Here is a 20,666-nt window from a genome sequence, read left to right on the forward strand (position 1 = left end):
TACGGACTTCCACGCCTCCCTGGCTCACTTTGCATGCAATGCCGCTCTAAATTACGACATACTGATCATGCGTGACACCCCGAATTGGCGCGCAACGCAGAGTAAACGCTCCCAGATGCCTCAGTATCTGAGCTGCGATTGCATGCAATTCACGTCTTCCGTCTGCGCACGCAGTGCCACAAGCTGTCAGGGGTATCCATGAGTCCATTCGCGTTCCCGCCTGGCAGGCCGGATTTCACCGCATGAGCCGCTCCACGGCACGGACCCCACCGGCCAGACTCCGCATCGGCGTCGTGACCGCCTTCCCGCCGGGGCGCAACAGTCTGAACGAGTTCGGCTTCCACCTCGTCAAGCATCTGGTTGCGCAGAGCGAGGTCCAGGAGGTGCTGCTCTACTCCGATGTGACGGATGCCGGCACCCCGGCCCCGATGGACGGCGTCACCGACCATCCCAGCTGGACCTTCAACAGCGTGACGAACGTGTTCCGTCTGACGCGCACCATCGCCCGAACCCGCCCCGATGCCGTCCTTTTCAACCTGCAGTTCGCGACCTTCGGGGACAAGCGCATCGCCGGAGCGCTCGGCCTGCTGATCCCGGCGCTTCTTCGGGTGATCCGGGTGCCGAGCGTCGTCGTGCTGCACAATCTCGCCGACAACGTCGACATGCAGGATGCCGGCTTCGCCGGTTCGGCGGTGACGGCCCGCCTGATGAAGTTCGCCGGCCGCATTCTCACCCGGGCACTGCTCCGTGCCGATCTCGTCGCCCTGACCATCCCGCGCTATGTCGAATACCTGCAGGAAAGCTACGGCGCGAAAAACGCCCTCCTGGCGCCGCACGGCAGCTTCGAGGAGGTGGCGGTCCCGTCCTTCGGCATCCCCGCCGGCCGCAGACGCATCCTCGCCTTCGGGAAGTGGGGAACCTACAAAACCGTGGATGTTCTCGTCGAGGCCTACCAGGAGCTGCTGCGGCGGGGCTACCGGGACCTCGAGCTCACCCTCGCCGGAACCGACAGCCCGAACTCCGCCGGCTACATGGCCTCCGTCGCGGACCGTTTCGCCGCCCTGCCGAACCTCGTGTTGACCGGTTATGTCGCGGAGGACGAGGTCGCCCCGCTGTTCTCCTCAGCGACCGTCGTGGCCTTCCCCTACACATCGACCACCGGGAGCTCGGGGGTGCTGCATCAGGCCGGCGAGTACGGTCGCGCGGCGGTGCTTCCCCGCATCGGCGACCTCATCGACATCATCGAGGAAGAGGGGTTCCTCGGAGTGTATTTCGAGCCCGGCGACGCAGAGAGCCTCGCGGACGCACTGGCCCTGGTCCTTGATGACCCGAATCGGCGCACGTCCATCGGCCGCCGCAATTTCGCCGCCGCCTCCGGAATCCCGATGTCCGAGGTCGTGCACTGGCACCTGATTCACATTCAGCGGCTGCTCGACCGGCGGCCCGCCCGGTGAGCACGGGAGTGGGTACCGGTTCGGCCGGTACGAAGTCCCTCGTCGGTGGTGGCACGTACCTCGCCGTGGCGATGATCGTCGCCAATGTGGGCAACTATGCGCTCAACCTGTTCCTGGGGCGAGTGCTGACCCCGGCGGAGTTCTCGGACGCCAACCTGATGGTGACCCTGATGCTCACCCTCACGTCCATCGCCCTCGGCCTGCAACTCGTCGCGGCGCGCTTCGTCGGAACGTACGACGAGGCCGGCCGACCCGAGAAATCCGAACGCCTCGCACGCACGCTGCGCGTCTACGCGCTCGGCGCCGGACTCGTGACCGGGTTGGCGCTCGCCGGCGGCAGCGGGTTCTGGTCCGAATTGTTCCAGACGGCATCGTTCTGGCCGTTCGTCATCCTCGGAGCCGGGATGCCGTTCTACCTGGTCCAGTCCGTGGGACGGGGGGTGATGCAGGGTCGGCTCCGGTTCAGAGAGCTCGCCGTGTCCTTCGTGGTGGAGATGATCGTGCGGCTGGGCGCCGGTGTGGTGCTCGTCGCCCTGGGCTTCGGGGTGAACGGCGCGACAGTCGCGCTCACCGCATCGTTTGTCGCCACCTGGCTCACCGTGAAGCTCCTGGCCAGGGTCGGACCAGCCCTGGCCGGCTCAGCCCCCGCTCCCGAAGTGCGCGCCTACGCCGCCCTCGTAGCGGTCCTTCTGATCGGACAGATCATCGCCAACAACAGCGACGTCCTCGTCGCGAAGGCCTTCTTCACACCGGATGCCGCGGGTATCTACGCGGCGATCGCCCTCGTCGGCCGGGCCGTGTTCTTCCTGGCCTGGTCGGTCGCGACGGTCGTCTTCCCCGTCGTGGCACGTCGGCACGCGAGCGGCGGCGACACCGGCTCGATCCTCACCGGCGGAATCGCGGCCGTCGCGGCCATCGGCGCCACCTGCACCCTGGGCGCCCTGTGGTTGGGCGGCCCGATCCTCGGAGTCATCCTCGGACCGGACTACGGCGACCTCTCCGCCCCACTCGCTGCGTACGCAGGCATGACCACTCTCTTCGCCGTGGCGAATCTCATCGCCAGCCACGAACTCTCCCAGGGGCGCAACACACAGTCGTGGTTGTTGCTCGGAGCATCGGTCCTGCAGCTCGGACTGCTGCTGATCTGGCACGAGTCGACCGCCCAGCTGATCCTCGTCCAATTCGTGGCGATGGCCGCGCTCCTCCTGGTGATGGCCGCGCGTCGTGTCATGCGAAATTCTTCTTCCCCGATCCTCCCAGCAGAAGGGCCGTCGCGATGAGCGCAGAATCCGGCACGTACCAGGCCTACCGAACGTGGGTCACCGAGAAGGCGACGGTCCGTCCGCTGATCTCGGTCGTCATTCCGGCGTACAACGAAGAGTGGCGGATTCTGCCGACCATCGGCGCGATCGCGACTCATATGTGTTCGCGGGGCGAACCGTGGGAACTCATCATCGCCGACGACGGGTCCACCGACACGACGGTCTCACTTCTGGAAGACCTGCGCTTTCCGAACATGACAGTGCTGGTTGCCGCCCGGAACGCCGGCAAGGGTGACGCCGTGCGCCGCGGCATGCTCGCGGCCCGCGGCGACGTCATCCTGTTCGCGGACGCGGACCAGTCCACCCCGATCGAGCAGTTCGACCGCCTCCTGGACAAGATCAATGCCGGCTACGACGTCGTCGTCGGCTCGCGCGCCGCCGACGGAGCCACAGTCAGTAGCAAGAGCGCGCTGCGCAAGGTTCTGAGCCGTGGTCTCAACCTGATCGTCCGGGGTGGTTTCGGCATCTCGGTCTCCGACACCCAGTGTGGGTTCAAGCTGTTCACGGCCCCGGCTGCGCGGTCCCTGTTCACGCTCCAGGTTATTGACGGGTTCTCGTTCGACCTCGAGGTGATCTACCTGGCCGGCCGGCTCGGACTGCGCACCAGCGAGGTTCCGGTCGAATGGATCGACGCCCCCGGCTCGACCGTCGACGCCGCCAAAGTCAGCCTGCAGTTCCTGGCGGACCTGGCCAGGATCAAGGTCCGCGATCTGCGCGGCCAGTACCCCGTCACCGCCCATTCCCCGGCGGGCCGACCGGCTCCCTCTCTCCACAACTTGCCCCGATCGGATAGGACACCACGATGAGAATCCGCACAGAATCTGGAATCGGCCACACGGCAGTGAGCCTCGCCGGCCGTTTCGACGCTCACGAGACTGCAGCCTTCCGGGTGGTCGTCGATGCCCTGTTCGGCCCCGACCAGGCCACCGTGCGTCTCGACCTCTCGAATGTCGTCTTCGTCGACTCCAGCGCCCTCGCCGAGCTCCTGCGCGTGCAGAAGGCTGCCCGGGCAGCCGGCGGCGAGGTCGTCCTCGTCAACGTCTCCGACCCGGTCCGCATCATCCTGGAGCTGACCGAATTGAAGCAGGTCTTCACCCTGGAAACCACGCCACAGACGGCTTCGACGCTCTCGTGACCGCCGCGCTGCCCCACGAATTGATCGAGAGCGACGCCGCCGACGCCGCCCTCGAGCGTCTGCTCGTGGGTGCCGGCGCCCGAAGCATCCACAAGTCCCCCGGCCCGGACTGGACCATTTCGGGCCCCGTGTCGCGTGACGCTCTGGACGCGGTCAACGAGGTCCGCCGAGCCATCCACGACATCTACGCCGCCCAGGACGAGATCGCCGGCGCCCTGGTCCGAAGCCAGGACGACCTTCTCGCCCTGAGGGCGCTCACGCAGGTGAACGTGGGCACCCTCGGCGTTTTCGAGTCGTTCCAGGACCTGCTGCGGGAATCCAGGGACCTCACCTCCTCCGACGTCGTCGCGCTGCTGGACGACCGTCTGATGCAGAGCTCAGGAGGCCGCGGCGCGGATTCGGCGGCGTTCGCCGAGCTTCTGCTCGAGGCCGCGGACGTACCCGGAGACCTGGAACCGAGACTCGCCAGGGGCGGTCACGCCGTCGTCGCCCCCCTCGTGACTCCGGGGGGCGGTGTCCGCGTGCTGGCGTTCCTGCGCGTAGCGGGGCCGGTCTACTCCACAGGAGATCTGCGCCTAGTCAGGGCAGCGGTGGCCGCTGCCAATATGCGGTTCACCCTCACCCGCCTGCACCTCCTCGAGATCAAGCGCGCCACCTTCGAACGCGAACACGAGGTGGCCTCGAGCCTGGCGCAGGCGGTCTTCTCCCAACCCGCACCGGTACTCGCCGGGGTCGACGTGTTCTCGGATACCCTTCCGGCCAGCCTCGCCGGTGGAGACTTCTTCGCTTTCGCCGTTGTCGACGGGGTGATCTGGTTCACTGTCGGGGACGTCGCGGGCAAAGGCCTTCCGGCGGCCATGGTCATGACCCGGGCGGTCAGCGCCGCTCGGGTCGCGTTCCTCACCCACCCGGACGACGACGCCGCCGGGGCAATGCTGGCCATGGGTGCGGAACTGTACGACTATCTCGACGACGTCGGCCTCTTCATCACCGTGGTGATCGGCGCGTACCGGCCCGCCACCGGCGTCCTGCACCTGTGCAACGCCGGTCATTCCCCGGTCATGCTGGTGCGGGACGGTGCGATCACCCTCGTTCCGGCGTCGATCCCGCCGCTGGGCGTTCTGCCGGCCCCGGTTGGCCGAACGGTGCGCTTCGACCTCGACGCCGGTGACGCGTTGGTGCTCGGTTCCGACGGTCTTGCCGAGCAGGAGAATCCCCGGGGAGTCATGCTCGGCTATGACCGGCTGGGCGAAGTCTGTGCTGAGCTTCAGGGCGCATCCGCCGCCCGATTGGGACACCATATTCTGGATGCCGTGACCACACACGCCGATGGCGCGCCCTTCTCCGACGATCGCACTCTCGTCATCCTCCGAGCCGTGGAGATGGCACGATGACCCCCGCCGAGCGCGACGAGCTGGTGATCGAGGGTGACAGCCTCGCGATCAGGAGGATCGGGCCCTGGCTGCGTGACCGGCTCGACGGCCTGCCGGCCGACGAGGCGGGCGAGATCGCGGCGCGACTGGAACTGGCCGTTCATGAGGTAGCGATGAACATGGTCGACCATGCGCGTCTCCCCGCCTCCGCCCTCCTCCGGTTCCGGGCCGCGATCACCGACACCGTCGTCGAGGTCAGCGTCACCGATCCGGGTGAGCCCTTCGACCCCGATACCGAGAAGACGCCCACCGCCGGGACACCCCAGGAACGCGGTTACGGTCTGATGATCGTTCGGAAACTGGTCGATCACCTCGAATACACCCGGCTCGACGCCGGAAATGAATGGATCCTGCGAGTCAACCGCACCAGCCCCGCCGATCCCGGCACACCGGAAGTGAGCAGCACCCATGACTGACGTCTTCACGCTCGACGACTCGCAGCCCACCTTGAGCGCGAGCCTCACGTTCCCGGCCACCGGACTCGCGATCGTCGCGCTCACCGGCCGACTCGATGCCGTCGCCGCGCCGGAGCTGCGTCTCCGGCTGACCGAGGCCGACGTCGCCGGATGCGCCAACGTCGTGTTCGACCTGTCCACGGTCACCTTCGTGGACAGCGCCGGCCTTGCCGTCCTGGTCTGGCTCCGGCGCAGATGCCGGGCGGAAGGCGGAGACGTGGTGCTGGTCAGTCCGGATCTCGTCGACGCGATGCGCGTCTTCCGGCTCACCCAGTTCGATCAGGTGTTCCGGATGCTCCCGGACTCGGCTGGTTAGGGCCGGCGAATGAGCTACACCGCCCTGGTCGTGGACGATGAGATCGTTTCCCGCCTCGTCCTCTCGCACATGCTCCGCCGAGCCGGCTGGACCGTCACCGAAGCCGACGACGTCGCCCCGGCAGTCGCGCTCACCGAGGCCCGGGACTTCACCGCGATCTTCTCTGATTTCTCGATGCCGGGCGGCACAGGCATCGATCTGCTGAATTCCCTGCCGCAGGCGCCGAACCGCCCCCTCTTCGTCCTGGTGACCGGCGTTGTGGAACACTCGTCCGTCGGCCGTGACCTGGCCGGTGTCGACGGCCACCTGACCAAGCCGATCAGCTCGCGCGCTCTCGCCGAGTGCCTCGCCGGCGTCCGTCCGGCCGAAAGCGACCGGTGACCCAGGTCAGGATGCCCTCCCTGGCCACCGCCGCCATCGTCGTCGGCTGGCTCCTGGCCGGCAGCCTGGCTGCGGTCGCCGTGGCCAGGGCAGTTGACGCGGACGGGAGATCCATTCAGATCGGAATCCAGGGGATCGCCGTCTGGCTCCTGATTCCGGCCTACCCGCTCCTGGTGGGCGCCGTGATCGCCGTCGTGCGCCGGCGCCGACGTGGCACGGCCGGCCTCCGATGGTGCGTCGCACTCGCCTCGGTCGCACTCGTCCTGGTCGGCGTGCAGGTGCTGCTTCTCGTGTCCGCGATCGGCTGGAACGGAACCCGCTCCGCGCCGGTCGGCTCCGGCGCACTGCGGATCGTGAGTGCGAACGTGCTGCTCGACAACACGCAGGTCCCCGATCTGGCCAGAGAACTCGTCGCGACGGGCGCCGACGTCATCGTGCTGCAGGAAGTCACCCCGGAGCACGTCACCGCCCTGACCGCTTCGCCGCTCGCGGCCGCTTACCCCCACCGGCTGCTCGACCCGCTTCCGGGCTACCACGGCTCGGCGATCTTCTCCCGGTTCGCGATCGCGGGCGGCGGGCCCATCGACGTGGCCGGTTCCCCCATGTTGCAGGCGGACATCCACCTCCCCGGCGGACTCATCCGGCTGATCAACGTGCACACGGTCGCTCCGATCGGTGCGGGCAACGCCGCAGCGTGGCGGGAGCAGTTCGCCGAACTCAGCCGGATGGCCGGGACCGAGACGAGTCCGCTCATCCTCGCCGGCGATTTCAACGCCACACTCGACCACGCGCCACTGCGACGACTCCTGGCCGAAGGATTGCGGGACGCGTTCGTCGAGGGCGGCACCGGCTTCGGGGCGACCTGGCCCCGATGGGACGGCATTGTTCCTCCGGTGATGCGGCTGGACCATGTGCTCGTCAGCTCGGAGATCAGCGTCGTCTCACTGGCCACCCAGACGAGCTCCGGCAGCGACCACCGCCGACTCCTCGTCGATCTTGCCCTTCCCCCTGCCTCATGACCCTGACCTTGACCCGGGCGGAGGAGTCTCGCGACCACGTCGAGCGACCGAGCATGGGCTTCGTTCGTCGCCACCGGCTTCTGTTGATCGCGCTCATTCTGGTGGTGCTCTTCCACGGTTCGCTGCTGCTCTCCGGAAGTTACCAGCGCACCTACGACGCCTACGTACACATCTTCTTCGCCGACCACTACGCGAGGGATTGGTTCTCCAGCTGGGATACCCGGTGGTACACCGGATTCTCGACGCTGAGCTACCCACCGGGCAGCCATTTCCTGGTCGCCGGATTCAGCAAGGTGATCGGACTGCGACCGGGGTTCGTCGTGGTGCAGATCTTCGCATTGCTCAACCTCACCATCGGGGTCTACCGGTGGAGCCGCATCTGGGTCAATCGCACGTCGGCCGGCTGGGCGGCGATCGCCCTGGTTGTGGCCTCGTCGATCGCCGAAACCGTGCACGTCTTCGGCCAGCTGCCGACCACGCTGTCGCTCGGGTTCCTGCTCAACGCCCTGCCCTTCGCATACGCCTGGGTGCGAACGGGAAACAAGAAGGCCCTGCTCGCGGGGGTGGGTTGCATCATGGCCACCACGGCCTGCCACCACGTCACCACCCTGTTCGGTTCGATCTTCTTCCTCGGGCCGGTGCTGGTCGCCGCGGTTGTCCTCGCCCTGCGCACCCCGCTCGCGGGGGAACCCGCCGGGCATCCGCCCCGTTTCCGTTTCAGACTCCTCTGGCCGCTGGTCGCGCGACGCCTCCGCCGGGCGCTGCCGGCGCTCACTCGCACCGGCATCTTCGGCGTGCTGCTCGTGGTGGCCCTGGTCGCCGTCGTGTTCCCCTACTGGCTGTACTCACGAAGCGATCCGATCACCCAGGTGTCGATACCGCACGCCAGCCGCGACAATTTCCTGGTCAACGTCAACGCGGGCCTGGTGTTCTGGGCGATCCCCTGGGGCACGACCCTGCTCGTCCTTCCCTACGCGTTCGTTCGCGGCCTGACCGGCAGGGCCTGGCCCCTCGCCCTCTCGCTGGGCGCGCTGGCGTTCCTGGGCACCGGAGGCACCACCCCGATTCCCCGGTTGCTGCTGGGAGGCGCATACGACATCCTCACGCTGGACCGTTTCACATTCTGGGCCACCATCTCGGTGCTGCCGTTCGTCGGACTGTTCGTGTCGAGTCTCACCACCGGGTCGATCCGCGCCTGGCTGCTCGCGCACGTCGGGCGAACCCTCTCCGTGGTCCTGCCGGCCATTCTTCTGACCGCCCACCTGGCCACGACCCTGTTCGCGGCCAACCTGACCCACTACCGCGCGTTCCAGCCTGCCCCCATCGATGTCGCCCCGATCGCGTCCTTCATGGACAAGGACCAGCACTCGCAATGGCGATACCTGACGCTCGGCTTCGGTGACCAGATGGCATGGCTGGGCGCCAACATGACGGCAGGCACCGTCGACGGCAACTACCACTCCGCCCGCCAGCTCCCCGAACTGACGTCCCGGCCGATCGAACGGCTGGAGGGCGCCAAGTACTCCGGGGTGCCCGGTATCGGGAGCCTGCAGCAATTCCTCGCGGTGCCCGGCCGGTACTCCCTCAAGTACGTCTTCAGCAATGACGCGTTCTACTCCCCGCTGCTCGACGCTAGCGGTTGGACCAACCTGGGGCCGCTCGAAAACGGCGTCGAGGTCTGGGAACGCGCCGACGTGGCCCCGCTGCCCACGAACGAGGTCTCCAACGAGGCGCCGCTCTGGAAACGCCTCTGGTGGGGCATCATCCCCCCGGCCTCGATCGCCACGGCCCTCCTCCTCCTGCTGTGGTCACTCGTCGGGTCGCCGACGTGGGGCCTGCCCTCGAACCGGCGAACCCGTTCGTTCCGCGCCGCGCTGCGCGCCCTCGTCAACCCCCTCTTCCGAGCCGCCGCCGGGCTCGACGCCGCTCTCGCCCGGGCGAGCGACCGCATCCCGCCGGTCGAAGATCCGGCATCCGCCTCGACGGACACCGGTTGGTTGCCGTGGGCTGCCCCGCTTCCCGCTCTCCGGAGGCGCGCCCGAGCACGTGTGCGGCGCCGCCGCCGCCGCCGGCAGGCCGCAGCGGTGACCGTTCTCCTCGTCCTCGCCGCCGCCGGGGGTGCCTTCGCTGTCGCAAAGCCCCGCCAGCCCACCGCAGCCGCGGTCGTGGAAGCCTACTATGAGCACCTCGACTTCCGTCGGTTCGCCGACGCGTATGCCCTCCTCTACCCGGCCACCCGACCGGACTACACGCGGTTCCAGCAGGAGCTGGGTCGCGACGGCGGCCTCGTCGCATCCTTCGCCAAACTGGCCTCGGTCTCGACCGTCCAGACGTCGAGCACACCCGGCGGGCAGGTGCTGACCACCAGCCTCACCTACCTCACCTCGCTGCAGTCCTACGTCGTAACCACACCGGTCTCCCTGGTCCACGCGTCAGGCGGCTGGTTCATCGACCTGCCCGCGGCCGACGCGACCAGCCCGCCCGACCAATTCACCAGCCGTCCCGCGGTGGGATTCCTCTCCCAGGGCCGGCGGGCCATCAGCGTTGACGGCACGGACACGGTCGATGTTCTCGACCGTCCCGAGCTCACCCTGGCCAACGTGAAGTCTCTGTTGGTCGACGGCCGCTGGGTCGTGATCGGGGAGGTCACCAACGCCGACGTCGATCCAGCCGACGTCACGGTCGAGGCGCAACTGCGCGACCGGAGCGGCACGCTGCTGGCCAGCTGGGACGCCTCCCAGGTACTCGTCCACAAGCTCATGCCCGGAGCCACGAGTCCATTCCGGATCGAATTCCAGAGCCTCGCCGGCACCGGCGACTACGGCCCGGAGGCGGGTGGCGGCCTCAGGAACGCCACCCCGGACACACCGGGTTCGGCGACCACGGTCACGGCGGCGGCGCCCGCCAAGACCTCCGACGTCTATGGTCCCGTCGAATTCGACCCGCAGACCATCACCCCCCTCGTCCTGGCCGCCGACGCACAGGTCGCATCGGTGGACGTCTATGCCAGGGCCGTCGTCACGGCGCGGGCGACCGAGCGTGGGCTGCAGGTGCAGCACCTGCGGCTGGGGGGTTCGGCGGAGCTGGGCTACTTCGTGGCCGGGGAACTGCGGAACGACGGCACGGTCGAGGCCTCGGTGCCGCACCTCCTGCTCTCCTACACGGCGGCCGACGGTACCCTGGCGTGGGTCGACCACGCCTACCTCGAGCACAGCATCGCCCCGCAGTCGGTCACCATGTTCCAGATTCCCCTGGCATCGAGCACGCTGATCATCCCCGCCGCGGTCCCGGCGGAAGGGTTCGGCGGTCCCGCCCATTCCCCGCCTGCGTCCGCTCTCGACGCGGCCCTGCAATTGCCGCCCGACACCGGATTCGCCGGGCTCTCTCTCACCGCCACGACCTTCGCCCGATTGGGCGCGCCATGAGGCGGGTACGGTCCGGCCCGCTGCTCGCCCTGCTGCTGCCCCCGATGCTGGCCCTGGGACTCGCCACAGACACCGGCGCGGGCGCCCGCGCCTCCGCGGGTCCCCGGCACAGCGAACGGACGGCCCTCGCCGTCGACGCACCGGCGTCGGCCGAGGCCGGACGGGTGCTGACCGTAGCCGTCTCGGGCGCCGGCAACGGCTCCACCGTGCGATTGATCGCCATCGGTTCCCTCGGCCAGATCGTGCTCACCGCAACAGCCACGGCCGACACCGCGCGCTTTCATCTCCCGGTCGCTTTCACCCGCACCGCCGGCTCGGTCACCCTGGTGGCGACCTCCGCCGGCTTCGTCGCGCACGGCACCACCGAGCTCCTCGCCGGCACCGCGGTCGGTCCGGTGCAGGCGGTGGTCGGTGCGCGCTCCATCGTCGCCGACGGAGCCGACGCGTCGATGGTCGTCACCATCCCGGTCGACGTCTGGGGCAATGCCGTCGCCGAGGGCTCGCCCGTGCAGTTCTTCCGGCAGAATCCCGACGGCACGCAAGGTACCAGTCAGACCACGATGACTCACCTCCTCGCCTTTGCAAACCTCCTCTCCGGCACCCGTGCCGGTCGCGGCACGGTCTGGGTCTCCGTCGGCACCGTGTCCGGCCCCGCCGTCAGCCTCGACGAGGTCGCCGGTCCCCCCGAGCCCTTCACGCTCGAACCGGTCGAGCCGCTGCTGGCCGGCAGGGCCATGGCCGACGGTCAGACGTTGGTGCCGGTGCGGACATCCGTGCTGCGCGACCGATTCGGGAACGTTGAACCTGACGGCACCCAGGTGACCGTGGAGTGGTCCGGGGCGGAGGGACCGGCGCGCGCCACTGCTGTCACGATCGCCGGCGTCGCGCAGATCTCCGTTCAGGCTCCCTCCACGCCCGGAGATCTCCAGATCACCGGCTTCTGCCGCGGCGTGGCGTCGGCCGGCGCACTGGTGCTTCCGTTCTCAGCCGCGGTGGGCGACTTCCCCGTGACCGCGGACCTGCGCCCTGCCGCCGTGAACGTCACGGTCGGACCGGTCACCGGATACGGGGGCAGCCTCGTGCCTGACGGAACCCCGGTCTCAGTCAGTGTGACCGACGAGACTGGTCCGGCCGGTTCCCGTTCGGGCGGTCTCGTCAATGGAACCGCCGACGTCGTCGTACCGAGCCGGAAACTCGTCGGCCGGGTCACCGTCACGGTTTCGGTGCTCGGCGCCCAGACCGAGAAGACGCTCCGATGACCGACACCAGGGCGGCTCTGCGACGTTCGCGCATGCTCACGCGCGGCCGCACGAAACGCGTCGCCGCCGCGGTGCTCGCCCTGGGTCTCGTGGCCCTGACGAGCGGGCTCCTCGTCATGTCGGGGCAGGTCACCCTGCAAACGTCGACCGGTGCGGCAGTGCCCTCCGGACTGAACGAAGTCGCGACGGTCCCGGCCAACGCCGACCAGCTCGTGAACTGGTTGCCCGACGCCTGGCCGGATGAGCGGGAAATGGAGCCCGCTTCCCGCACCAGGATAGCCGCGAGCTATATCCGGGCCTGGGCCGCGATCGGTCGCTTTCAATCCACGGGCGAGACGCCAGCCGTCATCGATACGTTCAGCGGGGCCGCCCGGCGTGCCGTTCTCGAGCTGCCGCGCACTGGGCCGAGCGCCACCTGGGACCTCCGGCACTCCCTCGAGCTCGAGTTCTACTCGCTTGACGGAGCCACGGTCGCTTTCCAGGACCAGGGTGCGCGCATCGCCCGCACGGTCGGCACCGGAGAGTCCGAGACTGTCATCCTCAGCCAGGAGACGTACGACGTCGTGATGGTCCTCGAGGACGGGTTCTGGCGCATCCGTCAGCTGAAACGCGCGCTCGGCAGCGACGATGTCACGGTGACGACCGCTGCCGCGGGAGCGACCACGATCACCGGCGCCACCCCGAGAGCCCCTCTCCCGATCCCCTCGAGTCGCGCCACCGAATACCGGCCGGACGGGTGGGAGGCGCGTGACCCCGCCGAGCTCGCAGCAGACTTCACCCGACTGCGTGCGCTCGGTTTTGACACCATCCGGGTGCCGCTGTCCTTCACGGACCTGGGTGGCACTCGTCCGACCGACGACGCCATCGACGGAGTGACAACGCTGCTCGAGGAGGCCGACGCGCACGGGCTGCGGGTCGCGCTGGTCCTCTTCGACGACTTCCCGGACCTCACTCCGGCGACGTGGGTCGGCGCCGGAGCCCATCTGACCCGAATCGCGACCGCTGTCCGAGGCCAACCTGCGCTCGTTCTCTGGGACCTCGCCGATCGGCCCGACCTCCGTACGAGCGGGCCGACCAGCGCCGCAGAAATCCGCGCGTTCCTCGTTCACGCCGGCTCCGCGCTGCGCGAAATCGACCCAGAAACGCCGCAGACGATCTCGTGGGCGACCAGCGCGACCGCTGCCGATCCTGCCATGGCGGGCCTCGTCGACGGCGTGACCCTCCATCTGACCGGGAACGAGGACCCGGCCGGTGCAATCCAGACAGTGCGCACCGCGGTGCCCGACAGACCTGTTTTGCTCACTGTGACGGGTCTCGATACCGACGGTGGCTGGAGCCCGCTCCCGCGAACCGAGGCCCGGCAGGTCGTCGACGTCGATCGGGTGCTCCAGGCCGGTGAACGCGCCGGTCTGTCGCGTGTGAGCGTGGCAACGTTCATCGATACCGAAACGGATGCCGGCGGGCTGCTGCGCCGCGACGCCTCCGCGAAACCGGCCGCCGCTTTGTTCGCCGCGAGCGCTGAACCAGCCGCCGTTTCCCCGCCCGGTGTACTCGACTACGCCCGATCGAAGTTCTGGATCCTGATGACCGCGCTCCTCGCCGCGGCCGCCAGCGTCCTGCTGTGGGTCCGGCGGCGCAAACATACAGAGCCTGCGAGGCCGAAAACGTCAGACGGCGAGGCCGACGGTGATTAAAAAGCGTGGTGCCCCTGGAGGGATTCGAACCCCCAACCGTTTCCTTAGGACGGAACTGCTCTTCCGTTGAGCTACAGAGGCTGACCTGTGAAGTTTAGCCGCATCCGTCGCCACGCGGCGCAGGTTATGGAAGCTGGCGCACGTTCTATCGTGCGCCCGCTTCCACAGGGTGCGCCCCAAGACTCGCGGCAGTGACGGGACGGCCGCGGCAGGGGTGGCGGTTACGTCGGCGGGTACAGGAAGAGCGGAACCTCACTGGGCGAGACCGTGCGCGTGTGGTACGCGTGGCTGCTGTTCCAGTTGTATTCCTCGAGCATGACCGAACCGTCGCTGTTGATCGACTGCACGTAGGCGACGTGGTTGTAGTTGAACCACGCGACCGCGCCGACGACGGGCGTGTCCCCTGTGGCCCAGCCGTGACCGGCCCACGCGCTGGCCCAGTTGCTCGCGTTGCCGCCGCTGGGCGTGAGGCTGCTCCAGGTGTAGCTCCACGGGGAGCCGGTCGACCCGGCGTCGCGGTTGAGCCGCCAGGCAACGAAGTCCACGCACTCGCGGTAGTAGTAACCGAGGGGCGACAGTCCGCCGCCCTGGTCGTCGGTCGCCTGGTCGAACCAGGGGTAGTCGTCGCCCTTGGCCCGAACCGTGTAGACGGCGAAGTCCGCCGAGGCCGATCGGTTCGTGGACGCCGCGGCCTCTTCGGCCTGCTTCGCGGCGAGCGCGTCGGCGTCTCGCTGGGCGAGTTCCTCGGACGTGGTGGCCGTGAAGCCGTCACGGGCCACGGTGATGGCGGCGGCGCCACTGGCGACCGTGACACCCTGCGTCTCACCGGCAACTCGGGTTGAGGTGGATGCGACGTCGCCGGCAGGCGAGAACGCGTAGGCCGGCAGGCCGGCGGTGAGGAACATCCCCGGGATGGCGAGGAGGGTCACCGCGATCTTCAGTGGGCGGCGGACTCGCGACGTGCGAACCGGACGACTGGCGGCAGCCCGGTGCGCCTGCGGTGGCACCGGATTGAGTCGACCGGGCCGCGCGACCAGCGATGCGACATCGACGGCCACGGTCTCGGCCGGCGGCAGCGCGACCGTGGCCGAGGCCACGGCAGGACCGTCCGTGTTCACCGGTGTGCTCACGGTGGCGTCGGCCTGAGCCTCGGCAGCCTCTCGCTGGGCCCGCAATTCGCGGCGCGAGGGAACGGAAATCGGGGTCTCTGGCGAGCCAGGAGTGCCGGGTACGCCGGAGTAAGGCAAGAGAAGATCCTCTGTGGCACCGAGATCGGGGATCGGCGCCTCCCCAACACTAGGGGAACGGAACGGGGAAGTCACCCTCCCGCGTTACATTTCCGTTACATCCGTCACATTCACAGATCAGGCGGCCGGCGCCAGGAATTCGTCCCACTGTGGCAACGGACGTTCGGCCCCGCGAACCACCCAGGTGGTGCCGGCCGGCAGCCCCGGATGGAACAGGAGGTTCCACCCCATCTCGGCCGGCGTGCGGTCGCTTTTGAGGTTGTTGCAGCGCAGACAGCAGGCCACGAGATTGTCCCAGGTGTCCCGGCCCCCGCGAGACCGCGGCAGCACGTGGTCGATGGTGCTCGCCGACGTGCCGCAGTACCCGCAGCGGTGCTCGTCCCGGCGCAGCACCCCGCGCCGGCTGACCGGCATGGCTCGGGACCGCGGGATGCGCACATAGCGCGTGAGCAGGATGACGCTCGGCCGGTCCCAGGAACCGGAGGCGGCACAGACCGGATGCCCCTGGTCGGCCTGCACGATCGTCGCTTTGTGATTCATGACCAGCACGAGTGCCCGTTTGAAGGACACCACGGCGAGGGGTTCGTACCCCGCGTTGAGGACCAGTGTGCGCATGCGTTCCCTTTCGAAAAGGGCTGGACGGCTTCCAGCCATTCGAACTACGACGGCCGGCAAGGAAGGAGCGCACAGGGAACAAAAAAGGGCGTCGTCACAATGACAACGCCCCACAGGCCACGCAGCGTCCACGACACGCGCAACTCAGATTTGCTCGACTGATCCGCCGCAACGCGAAGCGGCCGCGCACATCCATGGTGTGGATCGTGCGCCGCTCGCGCATTGGCTCTCCCGAAAACTCGCAGAACATCAGAGCAACAGGTTAACCCAGATTCGGTGCCCCGTGCAGCGTGGGGCACCGAATCAGGCGGGTGTTACGAAACGTTCACAATCGGGTCATCCTGACTCAGATGCCCAGGCGAACGATGGTGTACGAGCTGGTCCAGATCGGCTGCACGCGCACCGACGCCCCCTCATACGGTGCGTGCAGGATGTTTCCGTTGCCCGCGTAGAACCCGTCGTGACCGTCCATGATGACCAGGTCTCCCGGCTGCGCCTCGGACACGGGGATCTGGGTACCCGCGGCACCCTGCCCGGTCGAGGAGTGCGGCAGCGAGATGCCGAACTGCGCGTAGACGTACATGACGAATCCGGAGCAGTCGAAGCCGGCCGGTGTGGCACCGCCGTAGACATACGGAACGCCCTCGTATTGCAGGGCGACACCGTAGACGGATGCAAGGTCGAAACTCGGGTACGCGGGCGCGGCCAGGAAGTCGGCCGTCGACGGGCCGGTATAAGAGGCGGCGTACGTCGTCATCGCGGCAGCGGCCGCCTGCCGACGCTCCTCTGCGGCAACGGCCTCCGCGGCGGCGACGGCCGCTGCAGCAGCCGCAGCAGCAGCCGCCAGCTCCTCGGGTGTGGTGGCAGTGAACCCATCCCGGGCGACGCTGACGGTCGCCGCCTGGTCGGCGACCTGCACGGACTGCGCTCCCGACTCGGTCAGCTGGGTCGTGGCCGTGGCCGAGTGCTGGTCTTCGGTGGGGGCGAACGCGTAGGCGGGGATGGCCATGGTCGTGACCAGTCCGCCGGCGAGGGTCATGAAGACCACGTTCGCCAGGGCGCCGCGGCGCCGGGGCCGTCGGGTGGAATGAGGTGGGGACGCTCGGTAGTGGCTGAGCTCCGCGTGCTGCGTGTCGATTGTGGTGGATGCCGAGTTCGGGGCTCGACGGGACAGTTTGTTTCCTGATGCAGCCAAAGTGTTTACCTCCGGCACCTCGACAACGCTAGGGAGTTGCCCCGTCCACTGCGCTCATGGCGTGAGTGACACCGGAACAAGAGACGGGAGTGAAAGGCGTCTTGATCCGGGCCCGACGGCCGGAATCTGGCCTGTGGGACGTTTCCAAACTATGTGACGGTCAGCCGTTTGTCACTCGAAACGAGATTTTCCCTAACATATTGATAACGAAACCATGGTCGGCTCGTGCAGTCGGGAGGCGCAATCTAGGAGGATGTCGACGGTGTGGCCACGAAGATGTGGCCGGCCACGTCGCCCGGCAATTCCAGCCCGTCAACGAAGCCGTTGACCTGGACTCGCACATAGGACCCGACCGCGGAGAACACCCCGGTGGCGCCCGGGATCACCCCTGCGCCCTTCAGCTGGGCGAGCAGCTCAGGGTCGACCTGCACCGGCTCGCCCAGGCGGCGTACGACGGCGGTGACCGGTGCGTCTTCGCCGGCGACGAGGTCGACGAGGCTGGTGACCCCGGCCATGAAAGCCATGGCCGGCGAGTCGCCGAGCTCATCGAGCCCCGGGATCGGGTTCCCGTACGGCGACTCGGTGGGGTGACCGAGAATTTCGAGAATCTTGCGCTCGACGCGCTCGCTCATCACATGCTCCCAGCGGCATGCTTCGTCATGCACGAACTCCCACTCGAGGCCGATCACGTCGCTGAGCAGGCGTTCAGCCAGCCGGTGCTTGCGCATGACATGCACCGCTTTGCTGCGCCCGTCCACGGTCAACTCGAGGTGGCGGTCACCGGAGACGACCACCAGGCCGTCCCGTTCCATCCGCGCCACCGTCTGGGAGACCGTGGGCCCGGAGTGCCCGAGGCGCTCGGAGATGCGCGCACGAAGGGGCACGATGTCCTCCTCTTCGAGGTCCAGGATCGTGCGGAGGTACATTTCGGTGGTGTCGATCAGATCCGTCATGTCCAGCTTTCCTCTCGGCTCTCCACGTACTGCCCAACCTTATCGCCGTGACAGCGGCCATTAGAATCGCCGTATGTCGAACCTGATAATTCCCCCGGAACTTCTGCCCATAGATGGACGATTCGGCTGCGGCCCTTCGAAAGTCCGTCAAGAACAGCTCGATCACCTCATTAAGTTCGGTACGAGCATCATTGGCACCTCCCATCGCCAAGCACCCGTTAAAAATCTGGTCGGGCGCGTGCGCACCGGCCTCGCGGATCTGCTCCGCGCACCTGAAGGCTATGAAGTCATCATCGGCAACGGCGGGTCCACCGCGTTCTGGGATGCGGCCGCTTTCTCTCTTATTCTCCGACGCAGCCAGAACCTCGTCTTCGGCGAGTTCGGCGGCAAGTTCGCCGCCGCCGCCGCCGCTCCCTTCCTCGAAGCGCCCGATGTGGTCAAGGCTCCGGCCGGTTCGCGCAGCGAGTTCGTCGTGACGGAAGGCGTCGACGTCTACGCCTGGCCTCAGAACGAGACCTCGACGGGCGTCATGGCCCCGGTCACCCGGGTGGTCGCCGACCCCGGCGCCCTCACCGTGATCGACGCCACCAGTGCCGCGGCCGGAATCGACTACGAGGCTGACCAGGCGGATGTCTATTACTTCGCCCCGCAGAAGAACCTCGCCTCCGACGGCGGGTTGTGGATGGCCCTCTTCTCCCCCGCCGCGATCGAGCGCGTGGAGCAGATCGCCGCGAGCGGCCGTTACATTCCGGAGTTCCTCAGCCTGAAGAACGCGATCGACAATTCGCGCCTCAACCAGACCCTGAACACGCCGGCCGTTGCCACCCTTCTGCTGATCGAGAACCAGCTGGACTGGATCAACGAGAACGGCGGCCTGGCCTGGGCGTCCGCTCGTACCCGTGAATCGTCATCCGTTCTTTACGACTGGGCCGAGAGCGTCTCGTTCGCGACGCCCTACGTCGTCAACCCGGAACACCGGTCTCAGGTGGTCGCGACGATCGACTTCGACGACGCGATCGATGCTGCCGCGGTGGCCAAGACACTGCGCGCCAATGGGATCTCCGACACCGAGCCGTACCGCAAGCTCGGCCGCAACCAGTTGCGGGTGGCCACGTTCACCGCAATCGAACCCGACGACGTGCACCAGCTGGTCGCGTCCATCGAGTTCGTGGTGCAGAACCTGGGCAAGTAGCTCGCATGCGGTTCTGGCTGAAAGACAGTGAGCGTCGGCCAGACCCGCTGCCGGCTCGAACGGATGCCCGCAAGGCTTTCCTTGCGGGCTCCGCCGCCTGGCTCGTGGCGCTTGTTCTCGCGGCCGTCTTCCGCGGCGAACTCGCCGCCGCGGGAGTGGGCTGGTGGCTCTGGGCTGCCCTCATCGGCCTGGGCCTCGGCGTGGCCGGCCTGGCCTGGGTGGCCCTCCGGCGCCGCTAGGCCTTCGCCGAGTCGATCCCGTCGAGCGTGTCGTCGTCCTCGTCGTCGTCGTCGTTGAAGTCGTCGTCCTCGAGAGCGAGGGGGTCGCTGTCCGACTCGTCGTCGTCATCAGACTCGTCGTCGTCGTCATCAGACTCGTCGTCATCATCATCATCATCGGACTCGTCGTCGTCGTCAGACTCGTCGTCGTCATCGTCGTCGTCGTCGTCGGACTCGTCGTCGTCATCGTCGTCAACGTCCAGGGCTTCCGCCGCGGCCACGGCCGCCGCCAGCTCCTGCGCGGTGCGGTAATCGGCCAGACGGTCAGACCAGGGCACCCATTCGGGCGCGATCAGCGCGTCGTCGCCCGGGGTGAGCTCGGCTTCGAGCACAGTGGGCTCGGCATCGCCGACGCGGGCCAGGGTCACCGTCCAGCGCCATCCGGGGTACCCCGTCAGGTTGCAATCGAAGAGCAGCGAGAGCAGCTGTTCACCTTCGACGATGTGGCCGAGGGGCTCGCCGACGGTGTCGGCGGGCGTGATTTCGAGGAGCGCGGCGCGCGCCTGGTCGACGGCGGCCAGCAGGCGCTCGTCAGCGATCGCCTCACGCATCGAGTTCCTCCGCGACCTTGCGCAGCATGGCCGCGATCTTGTGACTGTGGGCACTGTCGGGGTAGCGGCCGCGGCGCAGGCTCGCCCCGATGCCGTCGAGCACCTTCACCAGGTCCTCGATGATGATGGCCATGTCGTCAGCCGGCTTGCGGCTGAGTTTGACCAGGCTCGGTGGCGCCTCGAGGATGCGAACGGACAGTGCCTGGGCGCCCCGTTTGCCGTCGGCGATGCCGAATTCAAGCTTCGTTCCCGCCTTGACCGAAACGCCGGCGGGCAGTGCAGAAGCGTGGAGAAAGACCTCATGGCCCTCATCTGACGTGATGAAGCCGAAACCCTTCTCCTCGTCGTAGAACTTGACCTTGCCGGTGGGCATCTGGACCTCGCTGCATTCCGGGCGCGCGGAATACGCGCCGACCACACCCAGCCTATTCGGTCCTACCGGTTCCCGCCCCGTATCCTTGAGTCTGTGACCAATCAAACTCCACACGCCGCGAGCCGGCTCGAACGCATCCTTGCTTACATGGTTGCGGGTGTGGTGGGTGCGTCCATCCTCGCGTTCTTCGCCGTCATCATCGGCACGGCAGTCGGCGCAGGGGCGGACAACGGTTTCGGCCAGGGGGTCTGGCCGGCGGTGCTTGCTTTGCCGCTGTTTGGATTGCCTCTCGGATTCGTGCTGATCATCGTCCTCATGGTGATGACCGGCATGCGTCGCGCTCGTGAGGCACGACAGAATAAGGAGTAG

General features: G+C 67.8%; 21 protein-coding genes and 1 tRNA gene. 15 read left to right on the forward strand and 7 right to left on the reverse strand.

The annotated features are described in order from the left end of the window. Positions 1–242 precede the first annotated feature (242 nt). From AC0J5J_RS07120 to AC0J5J_RS07175, 12 genes are read left to right on the forward strand one after another with little or no spacing between them, the layout of a single operon-like run. Positions 243–1,454 carry a glycosyltransferase gene (locus tag AC0J5J_RS07120; RefSeq protein WP_134424316.1) on the forward strand — a complete coding sequence of 404 codons (1,212 nt, stop codon included), beginning with the start codon at positions 243–245 and terminating at the stop codon, positions 1,452–1,454. Next, positions 1,451–2,734 carry an oligosaccharide flippase family protein gene (locus AC0J5J_RS07125; protein ID WP_474900111.1) on the forward strand — a complete coding sequence of 428 codons (1,284 nt, stop codon included), beginning with the start codon at positions 1,451–1,453 and terminating at the stop codon, positions 2,732–2,734. The genes AC0J5J_RS07120 and AC0J5J_RS07125 overlap by 4 nt, the downstream gene beginning before the upstream one ends. Further along, a complete protein-coding gene (locus AC0J5J_RS07130; RefSeq protein ID WP_474900112.1) occupies positions 2,731–3,582 on the forward strand; it encodes a dolichyl-phosphate beta-glucosyltransferase in 852 nt (283 codons plus the stop codon). The genes AC0J5J_RS07125 and AC0J5J_RS07130 overlap by 4 nt, the downstream gene beginning before the upstream one ends. Continuing rightward, on the forward strand, positions 3,579–3,911 hold the full coding sequence (locus tag AC0J5J_RS07135; protein ID WP_134424319.1) for an STAS domain-containing protein: 333 nt from the start codon (positions 3,579–3,581) through the stop codon (positions 3,909–3,911). Before AC0J5J_RS07130 ends, AC0J5J_RS07135 begins: the two co-directional genes overlap by 4 nt. Next, complete coding sequence (locus tag AC0J5J_RS07140; protein WP_474900113.1) at positions 3,908–5,305, forward strand: PP2C family protein-serine/threonine phosphatase; 1,398 nt, start codon at positions 3,908–3,910, stop codon at positions 5,303–5,305. Before AC0J5J_RS07135 ends, AC0J5J_RS07140 begins: the two co-directional genes overlap by 4 nt. Continuing rightward, entirely contained in the window at positions 5,302–5,760 is a 459-nt protein-coding gene (locus AC0J5J_RS07145; RefSeq protein ID WP_134424321.1) for an ATP-binding protein, read from the forward strand. Before AC0J5J_RS07140 ends, AC0J5J_RS07145 begins: the two co-directional genes overlap by 4 nt. Continuing rightward, on the forward strand, positions 5,753–6,115 hold the full coding sequence (locus AC0J5J_RS07150) for an STAS domain-containing protein (RefSeq protein ID WP_474900114.1): 363 nt from the start codon (positions 5,753–5,755) through the stop codon (positions 6,113–6,115). Before AC0J5J_RS07145 ends, AC0J5J_RS07150 begins: the two co-directional genes overlap by 8 nt. A 9-nt stretch (positions 6,116–6,124) precedes the next feature. After that, positions 6,125–6,496, forward strand: coding sequence for a response regulator (locus AC0J5J_RS07155; protein WP_134424323.1), 372 nt, complete (start codon positions 6,125–6,127; stop codon positions 6,494–6,496). Beyond that, positions 6,493–7,515 carry an endonuclease/exonuclease/phosphatase family protein gene (locus tag AC0J5J_RS07160; protein WP_474900115.1) on the forward strand — a complete coding sequence of 341 codons (1,023 nt, stop codon included), beginning with the start codon at positions 6,493–6,495 and terminating at the stop codon, positions 7,513–7,515. The genes AC0J5J_RS07155 and AC0J5J_RS07160 overlap by 4 nt, the downstream gene beginning before the upstream one ends. Further along, on the forward strand, positions 7,512–10,940 hold the full coding sequence (locus tag AC0J5J_RS07165) for a hypothetical protein (RefSeq protein WP_474900116.1): 3,429 nt from the start codon (positions 7,512–7,514) through the stop codon (positions 10,938–10,940). Before AC0J5J_RS07160 ends, AC0J5J_RS07165 begins: the two co-directional genes overlap by 4 nt. After that, positions 10,937–12,199: a hypothetical protein gene (locus tag AC0J5J_RS07170; protein WP_474900117.1), complete on the forward strand. Its 1,263-nt coding sequence runs from the start codon at positions 10,937–10,939 to the stop codon at positions 12,197–12,199. The genes AC0J5J_RS07165 and AC0J5J_RS07170 overlap by 4 nt, the downstream gene beginning before the upstream one ends. Further along, on the forward strand, positions 12,196–13,893 hold the full coding sequence (locus AC0J5J_RS07175; RefSeq protein WP_474900118.1) for a glycoside hydrolase family 5 protein: 1,698 nt from the start codon (positions 12,196–12,198) through the stop codon (positions 13,891–13,893). Before AC0J5J_RS07170 ends, AC0J5J_RS07175 begins: the two co-directional genes overlap by 4 nt. 6 nt (positions 13,894–13,899) lie before the next feature. Here the strand turns inward: AC0J5J_RS07175 and AC0J5J_RS07180 are convergent. The 5 genes from AC0J5J_RS07180 to AC0J5J_RS07200 all read right to left on the reverse strand — a co-directional run bounded on the left by AC0J5J_RS07180 (position 13,900) and on the right by AC0J5J_RS07200 (position 17,903). Then, positions 13,900–13,974 (reverse strand) — tRNA-Arg (locus AC0J5J_RS07180). Between the two features lie 140 nt (positions 13,975–14,114). Then, positions 14,115–15,140, reverse strand: a complete 1,026-nt coding sequence (locus AC0J5J_RS07185) for a CHAP domain-containing protein (protein ID WP_134424328.1) — start codon at positions 15,138–15,140, stop codon at positions 14,115–14,117. A 117-nt stretch (positions 15,141–15,257) separates the two neighbouring features. Beyond that, entirely contained in the window at positions 15,258–15,755 is a 498-nt protein-coding gene (locus AC0J5J_RS07190; protein ID WP_134424329.1) for an HNH endonuclease, read from the reverse strand. 346 nt (positions 15,756–16,101) lie between these two features. Beyond that, positions 16,102–16,950: a C40 family peptidase gene (locus AC0J5J_RS07195; RefSeq protein WP_474900119.1), complete on the reverse strand. Its 849-nt coding sequence runs from the start codon at positions 16,948–16,950 to the stop codon at positions 16,102–16,104. Positions 16,951–17,195: 245 nt separating this feature from the next. Then, positions 17,196–17,903, reverse strand: coding sequence for an iron-dependent transcriptional repressor DtxR (locus tag AC0J5J_RS07200; protein ID WP_474900120.1), 708 nt, complete (start codon positions 17,901–17,903; stop codon positions 17,196–17,198). Positions 17,904–17,976: 73 nt separating this feature from the next. Between AC0J5J_RS07200 and serC the strand changes: the two genes are divergently transcribed. Together serC and AC0J5J_RS07210 are read left to right on the forward strand one after the other, a co-directional pair. Beyond that, positions 17,977–19,095 carry a phosphoserine transaminase gene (gene serC, locus AC0J5J_RS07205; protein WP_474900121.1) on the forward strand — a complete coding sequence of 373 codons (1,119 nt, stop codon included), beginning with the start codon at positions 17,977–17,979 and terminating at the stop codon, positions 19,093–19,095. 5 nt (positions 19,096–19,100) lie between these two features. Further along, positions 19,101–19,334: a DUF2530 domain-containing protein gene (locus AC0J5J_RS07210; RefSeq protein ID WP_474900122.1), complete on the forward strand. Its 234-nt coding sequence runs from the start codon at positions 19,101–19,103 to the stop codon at positions 19,332–19,334. On the opposite strand, the gene AC0J5J_RS07215 is transcribed toward AC0J5J_RS07210, so the two are convergent. Then, positions 19,331–19,924: a DUF3027 domain-containing protein gene (locus AC0J5J_RS07215; RefSeq protein ID WP_474900123.1), complete on the reverse strand. Its 594-nt coding sequence runs from the start codon at positions 19,922–19,924 to the stop codon at positions 19,331–19,333. The two genes, AC0J5J_RS07210 and AC0J5J_RS07215, sit on opposite strands and share 4 nt — an antisense overlap. Next, positions 19,917–20,297 (reverse strand): cold-shock protein, encoded by a 381-nt coding sequence (locus tag AC0J5J_RS07220; protein WP_134424334.1) that lies wholly within the window; start codon positions 20,295–20,297, stop codon positions 19,917–19,919. Before AC0J5J_RS07220 ends, AC0J5J_RS07215 begins: the two co-directional genes overlap by 8 nt. A gap of 93 nt (positions 20,298–20,390) precedes the next feature. Here AC0J5J_RS07220 and AC0J5J_RS07225 point away from each other — a divergent pair, with 93 nt between their 5' ends. After that, the gene (locus tag AC0J5J_RS07225) at positions 20,391–20,666 is read left to right on the forward strand and encodes a hypothetical protein (protein ID WP_134424335.1); all 276 of its coding nucleotides are present in this window, start codon (positions 20,391–20,393) and stop codon (positions 20,664–20,666) included.

The organism is Cryobacterium sp. TS_SC_7 (genome assembly GCF_056156285.1).